Genomic DNA, 15,394 nt, shown 5'->3' on the forward strand with positions numbered 1-15,394 from the left:
ACCGTCCTGGCCCTGGGCGCCCCCGCCGGGCCCCCGTCCGCCGACCTCCAACCCGACGACCCCCCGCCCCCTGCCGTCGACCCCGCCGCTGCGGGGCCCGGCGGCGACCCGGCCGCCGCCTCCCCATCCGGCCGTATCCCGTCCGCCGACCCATGGCCCGTCGGCCCCTCGTTCACCGACCCCCACCCCCGGCTCGCCGAGCCCCCGTCCGCCGACCCGCGGTCCCGGCCCGTGGACGGCGGCACTCCTCCCGGTGGTGCCCCGCTCTCTGCCGCCGGACCCGTCGCCGACCCACCCGCCGCTTCTGCGGCCCGCCCCGCCGACTTCGCCGCGCCGCCCGCCGACGCCGCGGCCCGAGTGGCCGACCTGCGGGGGGAGCTCACGGCGGCCGTCACGGAGGTGTTCGCCTCCTGGGACGTGCCGCGGGCGCGCACCTACCGGGCGCTGCACGGGATCGACGACGACGCGGGAACGGCGGTGATCGTCCAGGCCATGGTGGACGGCGACCGCGACGACCACAGCGCCTCGGGGGTGGCGTTCGGCCGCGACCCGGTGGACGGGTCGCCCGGCCCCGCCGGCGACGTGCTCTTTCGCAGCCGCGGCGACGCCGTGGTGTCGGGGCGGGGGCTGCCGCTGCCCCTGTCCGCCCTGGCCGACCGCGAACCGCGGGCGTGGGCCGACCTGGAGGACGCCCTGGACCGGGCCCGGGCCCACTACCGGGACGCCTGCTACCTGGAGTTCACCGTCGAGTCGGGCCGGCTCTGGCTGCTCCAGGTGCGCCCGGCGCGGTTCACGGGGGGCGCGGCCGTGCGCACCGCCGTCGACCTCGCCGAACGCGGCGTCATCACCCGCGCCGAGGCGCTGGCGCGGATCGCGCCCGCCGACCTGGAACGCGCCCGGCTGCCGGTCCTGGCCGAGGGCGCCGATCTGTGGACCCGCGGCACCGCCGCGGGTCCGGGCATCGCCGTGGGGCGCATCGCCACCGACTCCGCGACGGCGGTGCGCCTGTCCGCGCGCGGGCCCGTGGTGCTGGTGCGCCCGGAGACCTCCCCGGCGGACATGGCGGGGATCGCCGCGGCCGCCGGGGTGCTCACCGCCCGGGGCGGGGCCGCCTCGCACGCCGCCGTGGTGGCCCGCACCCTGGGACGGCCCGCGGTGGTGGGCGCCGCCGACCTGCACATCGAACCCGGCCGGGTGCGCGCGGGGGACCGCTGGGCCGCCGAGGGCGACCTCCTCACCCTCGACGGCACCACCGGCCGGGTCGCCCTGGGCGAGCACCCCACCGCGCCGCCGCTCACCGACACCGCCGTGGAAACCCTCCTGGCCTGGGCCGATGCCGTATCCGACGCCGTGTCCGGCGCCGTCGCCGCGGCGGCCACCGACACCGACCGTCTCACCGCCGCCCGCCGCGCCCTGGGCCGCTGAACCCTTCGCCTGAATCCCGATCGGCGAGGGTGGCCCGCCGCTATGGCGGGTCGCCCGTTGCGCCACCCGTTGCGCCGCCCGCCGCGCCCTGGGCCGCTGACCCCGGCGCCGTCGCATGCCCCGCCCGCCGCCCGCGGCGGCCCGCATGCCCCGGCCACCGCACCCGCCGCCCGCAGCGGTCCGCTCGCCCCGCCCGCCGACGGCGGGCGGGACGAGGCGCGAGCCCCCACCGGTCGGTCCCCACCGGTCGGCGGCCGATCCGTCCTGCGCCGATCGGGCACGCGTCCGCCCCGGTCAGCGTAGGGCGTCGGTGAGGGCGGACAGCAGGCGGTCGACGTCCTCCTCGGCGGTGTAGGGCGCCATGCCCACGCGCAGCCCGGCGGTGTCGTCGACGCCCAGACGGGCGAACGCCTCGTAGGCGTAGAAGCTCCCGGCCGGGGCCAGCACGTCGCGTTCGGCGAGGAAGCGCGACACGTCGGCGCTGCGGCGGCCGGGGAAGGTCATGAACAGCGTCGGGGTGCGCTCGGCCGCCCGCGAGTGCACCCGCACCGCCCCGCCCAGTCCGGCCAGGGCCACCTCGACCTTGTCGCGCAGCGCCGTCTCGTGCTCCTCCAGCAGGCGGCGGGCGGCGGCCAGCCGTCCGCGCCGGTCGCCGCCTTCGGGGGCCAGGTCGGCGAGCACGTCCACCGCCTCGGTGGCCCCGGCCATGATCTCGTAGGGCAGGGTGCCGAACTCGAACCGCTCGGGCACCGCGTCGGTGGAGGGCACCAGCTTGTCGGGGGCGATGGTCTCCAGCAGCGCCGGGTCGGCGCCCAGGACCGCGCAGTGCGGGCCCAGGAACTTGTAGGGGGAGCACACGTAGAAGTCGGCGCCCAGCTCCCGCACGTCCACGACCGCGTGCGCGGCGTGGTGCACTCCGTCGACGTACACCAGCGCCCCGACCTCGCGCGCCCGGTCGGCGATCGCGCGCACCGGGACCCGGGTGCCCAGCAGGTTGGAGGCGGCGCCGACGGCCACCAGCCGGGTGCGGCCGTTGACGACCGTGCCCAGGTCGGACAGGTCGGGTTCGGCGGTGGCCGGGTCGAGGTCGATCCACCGCACGCCCGCGCCGGCGCGTTCGGCGGCCTGCACCCAGGGGCGGACGTTGGAGTCGTGGTCCAGCCGGGTCACCACGACCTCGTCGCCGGGGCCCCAGCCCTTGGACAGGTGGCGGGAGAAGTCGTAGGTGATCTGGGTGGCGCTGCGCCCGTACACGATCCCCTCGGGCGCGCACCCCAGCAGGTCGGCGTAGGCGCGCCGGAACGCCGCCACCGCCGCCTCGGCGTTGGCCTCCGAGGCCACCGACGCCCCCCGGTTGGACAGCGGCCCGGTGAGCGTGCGGGCGATCGCCTCCCCCACCCGCAGGGGGGTCTGGGTGCCCCCGGGCCCGTCGAAGTGGGCGATCCCCGAACCCAGGGAGGGGAACTGCGCGCGGAACGCGGTGAGGTCGAACGCCGTCATGGAACTCCTCCGTCGAATACCCGTTGCCCGGGGCCCCGTCGTGCGGCGGCCCCGTACCGGTGTACCCCTGATCCCCACCCCCGCGAAAGCCCCGCCCCCGAGGAGACCCCATGGGCCGCCCACCTGACCGCCGCCGGTCCGCACGGTCGCCGGGAGGCGGTCGTGCTCCGCCTCACCGACGTGCACGAGTTCACCGACGTGCACGATCCGACCCCCACCCTGGTCCGGGCCGACGGTACGGCCACCGACCATTCCGGCGGCGACCTGTTCGGCCGCCTGCTCCGGGTGCGCCGCGCGCCGGAGGCGGACGGGCCGCCGCCGTGCTGCCCGGGGGCGCGGCCGTAGACGCCCGGACGGGGGCCGTACCCTGAACGACGTGGTCATTCGAGACGTCCTTCCCGGTGCGGACCCGGGGTTCGACAACCGCCGGCTGCCCGTGTACGAGGCCGGGGAGATCGACGTGCCGTTCGTGGTGTGGGGCTCGGACGAGGTGATCGCCCGCGACACCTTCTGGGAGGAGCACGCCCACCCCACCCACGAGCTGCTGTGGAACGAGCGCGGCGCCTCCTCGGCGACGGTGGGGGCGCGGGTGTGGACCATCACCCCGAGCGTGGGCCTGTGGATCCCCGCCGGGGTGCGCCACAGCGGGTGGACGCCCGCCGGGACCTGGCACCGGGCCGCGCACTTCGGGGTGCACGCGGTGCCCGCGATCGCCGACCGGGCGGTGGCGGTGGAGGTCACGCCGCTGCTGCGGCTGCTGCTGGACCGCCTGGACCACGAGGCCCTGTCCGGGGAGGAGCGCTCCCGCACCGAGGGCATGGTCCTGGACCTGATCGCCCCCGCCTGCAACGAGATCCTGTTGCAGATCCCGGAGTCTTCGCTGCTGGCGCCCATCGTGGCGGCGGTGCTGGAGGACCCGGCCGACACCACGACCCTGGCGGCGTGGGCGGCGCGGCTGGGGGTGAGCACCCGCACCGTGACGCGGGCGTTCCGGGCCGAGACCGGGCTGGGCTTCAGCCGGTGGGTGGCCACCGCGCGGGTGCGGCACGCGATCGCGCTGCTGGCGCGCGGGGAGGACATCGAGGAGGTGGCGGTGTGTGTCGGCTATCACTCGGCGAGCGCGTTCGGCACGGCGTTCCGCCGCATCACGGGCACCAGTCCCGGGCGTTTCCGGGCCCAGTGACGGCGATCCGGGAGCCGGATGTCCGTTTCGCGACAAACGGTGTCGCATCTGCGTGATTGCGCGCGAGGTAAATGCATCCTAAGTTCGGTTAGGCAACCCTTATCTTTCGTTGTCGCGGGTGCCCCTGCCCTGCGACGACTCCCCGGTGCGCGGCGCTACAGCCGCGCCGGCCGGGGCGCGGTCCCCTGATCGGAAGGACACCATGTCCCGCGTTCTCACGCCCACCGCCGTCGCCGCGGCGGTGCTGCTCGCCCTCGGGCTCACCGCCTGCTCCTCCGACGAGCCCGCCGGACAGGACGGCGGAGCCTCCGGGGACTGGACCCCGATCACCATCGAGCACGCCCTGGGCACCACCGTCATCGAGTCGCAGCCCGAGCGCGTCGCCACCGTCAACTGGGCCAACCACGAGGTCCCCCTGGCCCTGGGCGTGGTCCCCGTGGGCATGGCCGCCGCCAACTTCGGCGACGACGACGGCGACGGCCTGCTGCCCTGGGTCGACGAGAAGCTCCAGGAGCTGGGCGCCGAGCCCCCCGTGCTGTTCGACGAGACCGACGGCATCGACTTCGAGGCGGTCGCCGACACCACGCCCGACGTCATCCTGGCCGCCTACTCCGGCCTCACCCAGGAGGACTACGACACCCTCAGCGAGATCGCCCCCGTCGTCGCCTACCCCGAGACCGCCTGGGGCACCCCCTGGCAGGACATGATCGCCTTCAACAGCCAGGCCATGGGCATGGCCGAGGAGGGCGAGGCGCTCATCGCCGACCTGGAGGAGGAGATCGCCGCGGCCGCCGCCGAGCACCCCTCCCTCGAAGGTAAGACGGCCATGTTCCTCACCCACGTCGACACCTCCGACCTGAGCGAGGTCAGCTTCTACACCACCCACGACACCCGCGCCCTCTTCTTCGAGGACCTGGGCCTGGCCACCCCCGAGAGCGTCGCCACCGCCTCCGCCGGGACCGACGCCTTCTCCCTGACCCACAGCGCCGAGCAGGCCGACACCTTCGGCGACGTCGACATCATCGTCACCTACGGCGGCGACGAGCTCGTCGAGGCCCTGGAGGCCGACCCGCTGCTGTCCCAGATGCCCGCCGTGGAGAACGGCGCCATCGTCCCCCTGCCCGGCACCGACCCCCTGGGCACCGCCGCCAACCCGACCCCGCTGGCCATCTCCTGGGTCCTGGACGACTACCTGTCGCTGCTGTCCGAGGCCGCCGACAAGGCGCAGTGACCGTGCACGACACCGCAGCCGCCGCGGGCGCCGCCGTCGTGCGGCGCCCCCGGCGCGCCAAGGCCCTGTGGCTGCTCCTGCTCCTGGCGGTGCTCCTGGGGCTGATGTTCGCCTCGATCACCGTGGGCTCGCGCAGCGTGTCCTGGCCCGACATCGTCGCCGCCCTGGGCGGCGACACCGACGGCTTCGACCGGGCGGCCGTCGCCAAGCGCATCCCGCGCACCGTGCTCGCGGTGCTGGCCGGGGCCGCGCTGGGCCTGGCCGGGGCGGTCATGCAGGGCGTCACCCGCAACCCGCTGGCCGACCCCGGAATCCTGGGCGTCAACATGGGCGCCTCGCTGGCCGTGGTCTCCGGGATGGCCTTCTTCGGGCTGGCCACGGCCACCGCCCAGATCCAGGTGGCGATCGTCGGGGCGGGGGTCACCGCCGTCGCGGTGTACGTCGTCGGCTCCCTGGGCCGGGGCGGGCCCACCCCCCTCAAGCTCGCGCTGGCCGGGGCGGCCACCTCGGCGGCGCTGACCTCGCTGATCACCGCCGTGGCGCTGCCGCGCGGCGACATCGCCGAGAGCGTCCGCTCCTGGCAGATCGGCGGCGTGGGCGGCGCCACCTTCGCCACGATCTCCCAGGTCCTGCCGTTCCTGGCGGTCGGCCTGGTGCTGTGCCTGCTGTCCGCCCGCGGCCTGGACCTGCTCGCCCTGGGCGACGAACTCGCCGCCGGGCTGGGCGCCCGCGTGGCCGCCGCCCGCGCCACCGCCTCCCTGGGCGCCGTGGTCCTGTGCGGGGCCTGCACCGCGGTCACCGGGCCCATCGCGTTCGTCGGCCTGGTCGTCCCGCACGCCTTCCGCATGCTCATCGGCGGCGACCACCGCTGGCTGCTGCCGTTCTCCGCCCTGGGCGGCGCCGCCCTGCTGACCGCCGCCGACGTGGTCGGCCGCATCGTGGCCCGGCCCGCCGAACTCGACGTCGGCATCGTGACCGCGCTCATCGGCGCCCCCGTCTTCATCTCCATCGTCCGCCGACACAAGGTCCGTGCACTGTGAGCGGTTCCGCCATCGACACCACCCGGCACCCCGCCGCCGCCCCCGACTCCGCCGCCGTGGCGTCCGTCGCCCGCGGCCGGCGCGCCCGCGGGCGGCGGCGCCTGGTCGTCGTCACCGTCCTGGCCGTGCTCATCGCCGCCGGGTTCGCCGTGACCCTCATGTTCGGGAAGACCTTCTACCCGCCCGCCGACGTGATCGGGGTGGTCCTGGGCCGCGACGTGCCCGGCGCCTCGTTCACCGTCGGGCGGCTGCGGCTGCCCCGGGCCGTGCTGGCCGTGGTCGCCGGGCTGAGCTTCGGCCTGGCCGGCGTCACCTTCCAGACCATGCTGCGCAACCCGCTGGCCAGCCCCGACATCATCGGCATCAGCGCCGGGGCCGGGACGGGCGCCACCTTCGCGATCGTGGTGCTGTCCCTGGAGGGCGTCGGGGTGTCGGCGTTCGCCATCGTGTCCGGCCTGGTCGTGGCGCTGCTGGTGTACCTGCTGTCGTACCGCGACGGGGTGGCGGGCGGACGGCTGGTGCTGGTGGGCATCGGCATCGCCGCGATGCTCTACGGCATCACCGACCACATCCTGGACCGGGCCGCCCAGTGGGACCTGCAGGAGGCGCTGCGCTGGCTGACCGGCAGCCTCAACGGCACCACCTGGAACGCGGTCGTGCCCGCCGCGCTCGCCCTGCTGGTCCTGGCCCCGGTGCTGCTGGCCAGGGCGGGGGACCTGGACGCGCTGCGGCTGGGCGACGACACCGCCGCGGCGCTGGGGGTGCGGGTGGACCGCACCCGGCTGGTCCTCATCGTCGCCGCGGTGGGGCTCATCGCGTTCGCGACCGCCGCCGCGGGCCCGATCGCGTTCGTGGCGTTCCTGTCCGGGCCGATCGCGGCCCGCCTGGTGGGCCCGGGCGGATCCCTGCTGCTGCCCTCCGCCCTGGTCGGCGCGCTGCTGGTGCTGGTGGCGGACTTCGCCGGCCAGTTCCTGTTCGGCACCCGCTACCCGGTCGGCGTCGTCACCGGCGTGCTGGGCGCCCCCTACCTCGTGTACCTGATCGTCCGCACCCACCGCGCGGGAGGCTCCCTGTGACCACGGCCCATTCGCTCCTCGTCGAGGACCTGACCCTGGGATACCAGGACCGGGTCGTCATCGAGGACCTGGACCTGGCGGTGCCGCCGGGGCGCATCACCGTGATCGTCGGCGCCAACGCCTGCGGCAAGTCCACCCTGCTGCGGGCCATGTCGCGGCTGCTGTCCCCCCGCGGCGGGCGGGTGCTGCTGGACGGCGAGCAGGTGCACCGCATGCCGTCCCGGCAGGTGGCCCGCACCCTGGGGCTGCTGCCGCAGTCGCCCATCGCCCCGGAGGGGATCGCGGTGAGCGACCTGGTGGGCCGCGGCCGCCACCCCCACCAGGGGGTGTTCTCGCGCTGGACCCGCCAGGACGACGAGGCGGTGGCCGCCGCCCTGGAGGCCACCGGGACCCTGGAGCTGGCCGACCGGCCGGTGGACGAGCTGTCCGGCGGGCAGCGCCAGCGGGTGTGGATCGCGATGGCGCTGGCCCAGCGCACCGACCTGCTGCTCCTCGACGAGCCGACCACCTTCCTGGACGTCAGCCACCAGGTGGAGGTGCTGGACCTGCTCACCGACCTCAACCGGTCGCTGGGCACGACCATCGTGATGGTGCTGCACGACCTCAACCTGGCGGCCCGCTACGCCGACCACCTCATCGCCCTGGCCGACGGCAGGCTGCACGCCGCGGGCACCCCCGAGCAGGTGCTCACCCCCGAGACGGTGGAGGCGGTGTTCGGCCTGCGCAGCCGCATCATCACCGACCCGGTGTCGGGGCGGCCGCTGATGCTGCCCATCGGCCGCCACCACGACCCCGCCGCCGGCTGAGCGGCCGATCGCCGGACCCCGCCGCGGAGGATCGCACCCCGTGCCCCGGGCCGCCTTCCGTTACGGGAGCCCCGGGGTGAGTGCTTCGCCGCCTTCGGCGCCCCCGGCGCCCGTCGTGGCGGCCGGGGCCGGGCACCACGCCCGGTGACAGGGCGCGCCACCACCGGCGCCCGGTCAGCCGCCGGTGACGATGCCCGCGACCAGGTTGATCGTCGCGGCCAGGATGACCGTCCCGAACACGTACGACAGCAGGCAGTGCCGCAGCACCACGGCGCGGATGCCGGAGGACGACACGTCGGTGTCCGACACCTGGTAGGTCATGCCCAGGTTGAAGCTGAAGTAGAAGAAGTCCCGGTAGGACGGCGGGTGCTCGGTGGTGTTGAAGTCGATGCCGCCCACCGGGTCGACGTGGTACAGGTGGGCGTAGCGGGTGGTGTACATCAGGTGCAGCACCGCCCAGTTGGTGAACACGCCGACCAGCCCGAGCGCCGCCGCCGAGTGGCGGGTCCCGGAGTGGCCCAGGAACAGCAGCAGCACGATCCCGGCCAGGGCGCACAGGGTCGCCGTCACCACGAACAGCTCCGCGAACACCGGCCGGAAGTCCTCCCGGCGGGCGTTGGCCCGGGTCTGCGCGGGGTCCATCGGCCACAGCGCCAGGACCCCGGTCACCAGGAACAGCGCCGCGGTGGCGGCGATCCCCGACAGCACCCCCAGGGCGGCGTTCCACACCGCCCCGACGCCCGCCCCGATCAGGACGCCCAGGACCACCGACAGCACCAGGCGCAGCCACGCGCTGGACAGGACCGGGGACGTCACGGCGCCCCCTCGTGTTCCGGTGCCGGGGGCGGGTCCTCCAGCAGGCCGGCGGGCGGGATGAAGAACAGGGTGCCGGTGAGCGCCGTGGAGAAGTCCAGGATCCGGTCGTGGTTCCCGGGCGGGTCGCCGACGAACATGTTGTGCAGCATCTGCTCGATCGCGCCCGGGTCGGCGGCGTACCCGATGAAGTAGGTGCCGAACACCCCCTCGCCCACCGACCCGAACGGCATGTTCTCCCGGACGATCTTGCGCTCGTTGCCGTCGGCGTCGGTGATGGTGGTGAGCGCGACGTGGGAGTTCGTCGCCTTCTCCGAGTCGGGGATCTCGATGTCGCTGAGCTTGTGGCGGCCGATGGCCCGCTCCTGCTCCTCCACCGGCAGCGCCTCCCAGGCGCCCAGGTCGTGCACGTACTTCTGCACCACCAGGTAGGAGCCGCCGACGAACACCGGGTCGCCGCCGGAGACGCGGACCGCCTCCACCGCCTCGGCGCCGGTGGGGCTCTCGGTGCCGTCGACGAACCCCAGCAGGTCCCGCTCGTCGAAGTACCGGAACCCGTGGACCTCGTCGACCACCTCGGCCAGGCCCGACAGCCGTTCGGTGAGCCGGCGGGCCAGCTCGAAGCACAGGTCCATGCGGTGCGCCCGCACGTGGAACACCAGGTCGCCGGGGGTGGAGACCGCGGTGTGCCGGTCGCCGGAGATCTTGCGGAAGCGGTGCAGGCCGGGCGGGCGGCCGAGTGCGTAGAGCCGGTCCCACAGGTCCGCGCCGATCCCGGTCACACAGCTCAGCGCCTCGCCCGGGGCGCGGAACCCCACGGCGCGGACGATCCCGGCCACGTCCGACAGCAGTTCGCGCACCGGCTCGGGCGGCCCGGGCCGCACGGTCAGGACGACCACCACCGCGGCCCGGGCCGGCGGCACCGCCACCTCCTGGGATCGGTTCCCGTCGGCCATCGGCCCCCCGCCCTTCCGCCGCGCGGCCCCCGCACATTTTTCGGGAAGGGGCCGAATTCACCATTGTCCGCCGTTCACGTTCGCATGTCACGGGCCTTTTCGCTCGGCATGACAACGGCCGTGGTGTGTCGCGGACGGGTTCGCTCCGGTGCTTTGCCGGTGATTGTCGGGGCACCTCCCCGGTCGTATGATGGCGACGCCGTGAACTGCGGGTCCGCGGCGGGAGCGCGGTGGGGGAACGTGTCCGGGCGGCCGGTTCCGGCTTGCGTCGGAAGGGGTGCCACCGGCCCCGGAATTTTTCGGTATCGGCCGATTCAAATGTCCGCAAGGAATTCTTCTTTTTCCGTCCGCCGCGGCGGGAACGGCGGACGGCGACGGGGAGGGCCTCATGGCGGACGAGAAGAAGCAGTGGTCCCAGCGCGACTACCACCACCCCGCGGCCGGGTGGGGCGCGGCGATGTCGGTCATGAACGTCCTCAGGGACGAGGGCGAGTGGGTCGACGGCCCCCGCGCCATCTTCAAGATGAACCACGAGAACGGCGGCTTCGACTGTCCGGGCTGCGCCTGGCCCGACGACACCAAGGGCCTCAAACTCGACATCTGCGAGAACGGCATCAAGCACGTCACCTGGGAGATGACGCGCAAGCGCGCGGGCAAGGAGTTCTTCGCCGCGCACACCGTCACCGAGCTCAAGGCCTGGAGCGACCACGAGCTGGAGGCGGCGGGCCGGCTGGTCGGGCCGATGGTCTACGACGCCGGCAGCGACAAGTACGTGCCGATCGCCTGGAAGGACGCCTTCGCGCTCGTCGGCCGCCACCTGCGCGGACTGGACTCCCCCGACGAGGCCGCGTTCTACACCTCCGGGCGCCTGGGCAACGAGGCGACCTTCCTCTACCAGCTGATGGCCCGCGAGCTGGGCACCAACAACCTCCCCGACTGCTCCAACATGTGCCACGAGGCGTCCGGCCGCGCCCTACAGGCGGCGCTGGGCACCGGCAAGGGCACCGCCGACCTCAAGGACTGGGAGGCCGCCGACGCCCTGTTCATCCTGGGTGTGAACGCCGCCTCCAACGCGCCCCGCATGCTCACCGCGCTCAGCGAGGCCGACAAGCGCGGCGCCAGGATCGTGCACGTCAACCCGATGGTGGAGGCGGCCGCCCGCAAGGCCATCGTCCCGCACGACTTCGTCGACATGGCGCTGATGAAGGCCACCCCCACCAGCAGCCTCAACCTCCAGGTCCGGCCCGGCGGCGACATGGCGCTCATGCGCGGCATCGCCAAGGCGCTGCTGGAGCGCGCCGAGAGCGACCCCAAGGCCATCGACCCCGAGTTCGTCGAGCGCTACACGTCCGGGTTCGAGGCGTACCGCAAGGTGTGCGCCGACACCCCCTGGGAGGAGCTGGAGCACCAGTCGGGGCTGACCCGCGCCGCCATCCTGGAGGCCGCGGAGATCTACCACCGGTCCGAGCGCACCCTCATCAGCTGGTGCCTGGGCGTCACCCAGCACGAGCACGGCGTGGACACCGTCCGCGAGATCGTCAACGTCCTGCTGCTGCGCGGCAACCTGGGCCGGGAGGGCGCCGGCCCCTCGCCGGTGCGCGGGCACAGCAACGTGCAGGGCAACCGCACCTGCGGCATCGACCACCGGCCCACCGCGGAGTTCCTGGACCGGCTGGCGTCGGTGTGCGGCATCGACCCGCCGCGCGAGCACGGGCTGGACACCGTCGGCACCATCGAGGCCATGCACCGCGGGCTCGACGACCGGTACCGGGGGCGCATCCGGGTGTTCGTCGGCATGGGCGGCAACTTCGTCCTGGCCGCCCCGGACACCCCGTACACGGCGGCGGGGATGCACCAGTGCGACCTCACCGTGCACGTCAGCACCAAGCTCAACCGCAGCCACCTGGAGCACGGCCGCGAGGCGCTCATCCTGCCCTGCCTGGGCCGCACCGAGAGGGACGAGCAGCACACCGGCCTCCAGGCCACCTCGGTGGAGGACTCCATGAGCATGGTGCACCTGTCGGTGGGCATGAAGCGCCCGGCCTCCCCGCACCTGCTGTCGGAGCCGGCGATCATCGCGGGGATGGCGCGGGCGGCCCTGCCCGACAGCGCCACCCCCTGGGAGGACTACATCGAGGACTACGACCGCATCCGCGACACCATGGCCAAGGTCCTGCCGGGGTTCGAGGACTTCAACCGGCGGGTGCGGCTGCCGCTGGGGTTCCGCATCAAACAGCCCGCCCGCGAACTGGTGTTCCTCACCCCCTCGGAGCGGGCCGAGTTCTCCGCCGCGGAGCTGCCCGACGTGGTGCCCGCCGACCGCGACGTGCTCGTCCTACAGACCATGCGCTCCCACGACCAGTGGAACACCACCGTCTACTCCGACAACGACCGCTACCGGGGCGTGAAGAACCTGCGCACGCTGATCTTCATGAACCTGGAGGACATGCGCGCCCGCGGCATCGGCGAGGGCACCCTGGTCGACATCGAGTCGCTGTCCAGGGACGGCACCCGCCGCCACCTGCGCGGCTACCGGGCGCTGCGCTACGACCTGCCGCGCGGCAGCGCCGCCGGGTACATGCCCGAGATGAACGTCCTGGTGGGGTTCGCCGACTACAGCACCCAGAGCGACCAGCCGCTGATGAAGAACGTCCGGGTCCGGGTCACCCCGGCCGCCGCGGGGTGAGACGTGCCGGGGCGGTGACCGGGGTGGTTTCAGAACAGGACGGGCAGGGCGGTCGGGCGGCTCCCCTGAATGCCGCCGACCCCGGCCCGGCGCAGGTCGGCGAAGGGCACGGCCAGCCGGGCCCCGGGCAGGTCCGTGCGCAGGACCTCGACCACCGCCGCCAGCTCCAGACGGGCCAGCTGCGCGCCGGTGCAGTAGTGCGGCCCGGCCCCGAAGGCCAGGTCCGGGCCGATGGCGCGTTCGGGATCGGTGTTGATCCCCTGGATGTCGACGAGCACGGGGGAGCGGGCGGGCAGCCGGGTCCCCGCGAGTCCGACCTCGGCGGCGGTGAACCGCCACAGGCTGAAGGGCGCGGGGGAGTACCGGCGCAGGGTCTCGCGCACGACCTCGTCCGCGTCCCCCGCGGTGCGCCCGCCGGGGCCGAGCAGCCCGGCGATGAGGAAGCCCAGGGACGGGTCGGTGGTGAGCTGGCCCGCGTAGATCAGGGTGAACAGCAGGTAGTGCACCTGGGGGTCGGTGAGCTCGGGGACACGTGCGCGCAGTTCGGCGGCCAGGCCCTCCCGGCCCGGTTCCAGGGCGGCCGCGGCCAGGTCCGCGAAGGCGGCCATCGCCGCGCCCACCTCCTCGGGGTCGTCGCCGTACATCAGGCGGCAGGCGGCGATGGCCTCGTCGACCCGGTCCAGGGGGACGCCCAGCACGTCGCACACCACGGTGAGGGGGAAGCGCGTGGTGAAGTCCGCCATCAGGTCCACGGGTCCGCCGGCCGAGGCCAGGCCGGTGAGCATCCGCCGCGCGTGGGCGGTGATCCGCTCGGCGTAGGCGCCGATCCGGCGCGCGGTGAACAGCGGCGCGTGGGCCCGGCGCAGCCGTTCGTGCGCGGGGCCGTCGGAGGTGGTGAGCGAGGGCTGGGCGGCAGCGGTGGGCTCCAGCCCCGCGGCCCGGGGGTCCCAGTGCGCGGGCGCGAACGCCGTGTCCTTGACGATCCGCGGGTCGACGAGGACCTCGCGGGCCAGGGCGTCGTCGGTGACGATCCAGGCGGGGCCGCCCGCCGGGGCCCGGACCCGCACCAGGGGACCCAGGGCGCGCAGGGCGGTGTGCGCCGGGTGGGGCTCGTCGAGCCCGCGGACTGCGGGGGCGAACGGGTCGGGGACGGTCGCGGGTGTCATGGGGTGCTCTCCTCGTGGGTTCGGGCGGGCAGCAGGAACAGGAGCACGGCCGCCACCGCGTAGCAGGCGGCCTGCCAGGGCAGGGCGGCGGCCAGGGCTTCGGTGTGGGCGGCCGCCGCGGTGGCGCCGTCGGCCAGGGCGTGCTCCAGCCGGGCGAAGAACACGGTGCCCAGGACGGCCACGCCGGCCGCGCCGCCGAGCTGGGTGACGGTGCTCAGGACGCCGCCCGCCGCCCCCGCGTCCCGGGCGGGCACCCCCGCCAGCACCACATTGATCAGGGAGGGTGCGGTGAGCCCCAGCCCCAGGCCGCCGACGAGCAGCGGCACGGCCAGGACCGTCGCGGCAGGGGCGGGGCCGTGCAGCAGCGCGAGCAGCAGGAGCTGGGAGGCGGTCAGCAGCAGGGCGCCGGAGACGAGCACCGCGCGCCCGGCCCGGTCGGCGAACCGGACGCCGATACCGGAGGTGAGGACCGAGCCGACGGCGAAGGGCAGGATCACCAGGCCGGTCTCCCACGGGCCGCGGCCGGTGCCCGCCTGGAGGTACAGCGAGAGCAGCAGGAAGAAGGCGCCCAGCGCCCCGAAGAACGGCAGCGCGGCGGCCAGGCCCAGAGCGAAGGCCCGGCGGCGCAGCAGGGCGGGGTCCAGGACGGGCTGCCCGCCGCGTGCCGCCAGGCGGCGCTCCCACCACAGGAACAGGGCGGTGACGGGGACGGCGAGGGCCATGAGGGCCGTGCCCCACCAGGGCCACCCCCAGTCGCGCCCCTGGATCAGCGGCAGCAGCGGCAGGACCACGGCGGTGGCGGCCAGGGCGGCGCCCACCGCGTCGAACCGGGCCCCCTCCCCGCCCCGGGACTCCGGCAGCAGGCGCGCCCCCAGGACCAGCCCGGCGAGCGCGATCGGCACGTTGACCCAGAAGACCGCCCGCCAGCCCAGTCCGAAGAGGTCGGCCTCGACCAGGAACCCGCCCAGCAGGGGACCGGCGACGGAGGCCAGGCCCAGTACGGCTCCGTAGGCGCCCAGGGCACGGCCCCGCGCCTGCGGTGCGAACGAGGCGCGGATGACACCGAACACCTGGGGGATCATCAGCCCGCCCGCCAGCCCCTGGGCGACGCGCCCGGCCACCAGGGTCCAGGGGTCCGGGGCCAGGCCGCAGGCGGCGGAGGCCGCCCCGAACCCGGCCAGGCCGAGCAGGAAGAGGCGGCGGCGCCCGTAGCGGTCGCCCAGGCGGCCGCCGGTGATCAGGCCCGCGCCGACGGCGAGCGTGTACCCGGCGACCGTCCATTGGAGTACGGCCTCGTTGGCGCCCAGGTCGGCGGCGATCGCGGGGGCGGCGACGCCGACGATGGTGGCGTCCAGGAGTTCCATGAAGTCCGCGATGAGGATCACCGCCAGGACGACGGCCGCGGTACGTCCGGTGAGGGGCGGGGGTCCGGTCGCGGCGGCGGGCGGTGCGGTCATGGTGCTCGATGCTCCTCGTGGCCGGGATTCGCCGCGTGACGCAATTACTGTGCTG

13 protein-coding genes are annotated in these 15,394 nt (G+C 74.8%); 8 read left to right on the top strand and 5 right to left on the bottom strand.

Going from position 1 to position 15,394, the window contains the following annotated elements:
• Positions 1–1,425 (top strand): PEP-utilizing enzyme (locus tag ACJOT3_RS10565; RefSeq protein WP_406971390.1); only part of this gene is annotated, 1,425 nt, incomplete at its 5' end.
• A 294-nt stretch (positions 1,426–1,719) separates the two neighbouring features.
• Here the strand turns inward: ACJOT3_RS10565 and ACJOT3_RS10570 are convergent.
• The gene (locus tag ACJOT3_RS10570; protein WP_406971392.1) at positions 1,720–2,925 is read right to left on the bottom strand and encodes a cysteine desulfurase-like protein; all 1,206 of its coding nucleotides are present in this window, start codon (positions 2,923–2,925) and stop codon (positions 1,720–1,722) included.
• Positions 2,926–3,087: 162 nt separating this feature from the next.
• Between ACJOT3_RS10570 and ACJOT3_RS10575 the strand changes: the two genes are divergently transcribed.
• From ACJOT3_RS10575 to ACJOT3_RS10600, 6 genes are all read left to right on the top strand, one after another.
• Complete coding sequence (locus ACJOT3_RS10575; RefSeq protein WP_406971394.1) at positions 3,088–3,270, top strand: hypothetical protein; 183 nt, start codon at positions 3,088–3,090, stop codon at positions 3,268–3,270.
• Positions 3,271–3,301: 31 nt separating this feature from the next.
• Positions 3,302–4,108: a helix-turn-helix domain-containing protein gene (locus ACJOT3_RS10580; RefSeq protein ID WP_406971396.1), complete on the top strand. Its 807-nt coding sequence runs from the start codon at positions 3,302–3,304 to the stop codon at positions 4,106–4,108.
• 202 nt (positions 4,109–4,310) lie between these two features.
• Positions 4,311–5,339, top strand: a complete 1,029-nt coding sequence (locus tag ACJOT3_RS10585; RefSeq protein WP_406971398.1) for an iron-siderophore ABC transporter substrate-binding protein — start codon at positions 4,311–4,313, stop codon at positions 5,337–5,339.
• Positions 5,336–6,379, top strand: a complete 1,044-nt coding sequence (locus tag ACJOT3_RS10590; RefSeq protein ID WP_406971400.1) for a FecCD family ABC transporter permease — start codon at positions 5,336–5,338, stop codon at positions 6,377–6,379. Before ACJOT3_RS10585 ends, ACJOT3_RS10590 begins: the two co-directional genes overlap by 4 nt.
• Before the next feature lie 56 nt (positions 6,380–6,435).
• Positions 6,436–7,455 (top strand): FecCD family ABC transporter permease, encoded by a 1,020-nt coding sequence (locus tag ACJOT3_RS10595; RefSeq protein ID WP_406971444.1) that lies wholly within the window; start codon positions 6,436–6,438, stop codon positions 7,453–7,455.
• Positions 7,452–8,261, top strand: coding sequence for an ABC transporter ATP-binding protein (locus tag ACJOT3_RS10600; RefSeq protein ID WP_406971402.1), 810 nt, complete (start codon positions 7,452–7,454; stop codon positions 8,259–8,261). The genes ACJOT3_RS10595 and ACJOT3_RS10600 overlap by 4 nt, the downstream gene beginning before the upstream one ends.
• Positions 8,262–8,435: 174 nt before the next feature.
• Here the strand turns inward: ACJOT3_RS10600 and ACJOT3_RS10605 are convergent, their stop codons facing one another.
• Positions 8,436–9,077, bottom strand: coding sequence for a DUF1345 domain-containing protein (locus tag ACJOT3_RS10605; protein ID WP_406971404.1), 642 nt, complete (start codon positions 9,075–9,077; stop codon positions 8,436–8,438).
• A complete protein-coding gene (locus tag ACJOT3_RS10610; protein ID WP_406971406.1) occupies positions 9,074–10,030 on the bottom strand; it encodes a Dyp-type peroxidase in 957 nt (318 codons plus the stop codon). The genes ACJOT3_RS10605 and ACJOT3_RS10610 overlap by 4 nt, the downstream gene beginning before the upstream one ends.
• A 388-nt stretch (positions 10,031–10,418) precedes the next feature.
• On the opposite strand from ACJOT3_RS10610, the gene ACJOT3_RS10615 reads away from it, so the two are divergent.
• A complete protein-coding gene (locus tag ACJOT3_RS10615) occupies positions 10,419–12,716 on the top strand; it encodes an FdhF/YdeP family oxidoreductase (RefSeq protein WP_406971408.1) in 2,298 nt (765 codons plus the stop codon).
• A 29-nt stretch (positions 12,717–12,745) separates the two neighbouring features.
• Here ACJOT3_RS10615 and ACJOT3_RS10620 read toward each other — a convergent pair whose 3' ends face one another.
• Together ACJOT3_RS10620 and ACJOT3_RS10625 are read right to left on the bottom strand one after the other, a co-directional pair.
• Positions 12,746–13,882, bottom strand: coding sequence for a cytochrome P450 family protein (locus ACJOT3_RS10620; protein WP_406971410.1), 1,137 nt, complete (start codon positions 13,880–13,882; stop codon positions 12,746–12,748).
• Positions 13,879–15,339 (bottom strand): MFS transporter, encoded by a 1,461-nt coding sequence (locus ACJOT3_RS10625; protein ID WP_406971412.1) that lies wholly within the window; start codon positions 15,337–15,339, stop codon positions 13,879–13,881. Before ACJOT3_RS10625 ends, ACJOT3_RS10620 begins: the two co-directional genes overlap by 4 nt.
• Positions 15,340–15,394: the final 55 nt, after the last annotated feature.

Source organism: Nocardiopsis protaetiae, from assembly GCF_045446735.1.
Taxonomy (GTDB): domain Bacteria; phylum Actinomycetota; class Actinomycetes; order Streptosporangiales; family Streptosporangiaceae; genus Nocardiopsis; species Nocardiopsis protaetiae.

Coding starts and splice junctions, on each gene's coding strand:
- ACJOT3_RS10620 (WP_406971410.1), bottom strand. CDS start 13,882: ATGACACCCGCGACCGTCCCCGACCCGTTCGCCCCCGCAGTCCGCGGG.
- ACJOT3_RS10615 (WP_406971408.1), top strand. CDS start 10,419: ATGGCGGACGAGAAGAAGCAGTGGTCCCAGCGCGACTACCACCACCCC.
- ACJOT3_RS10625 (WP_406971412.1), bottom strand. CDS start 15,339: ATGACCGCACCGCCCGCCGCCGCGACCGGACCCCCGCCCCTCACCGGA.
- ACJOT3_RS10585 (WP_406971398.1), top strand. CDS start 4,311: ATGTCCCGCGTTCTCACGCCCACCGCCGTCGCCGCGGCGGTGCTGCTC.
- ACJOT3_RS10610 (WP_406971406.1), bottom strand. CDS start 10,030: ATGGCCGACGGGAACCGATCCCAGGAGGTGGCGGTGCCGCCGGCCCGG.
- ACJOT3_RS10570 (WP_406971392.1), bottom strand. CDS start 2,925: ATGACGGCGTTCGACCTCACCGCGTTCCGCGCGCAGTTCCCCTCCCTG.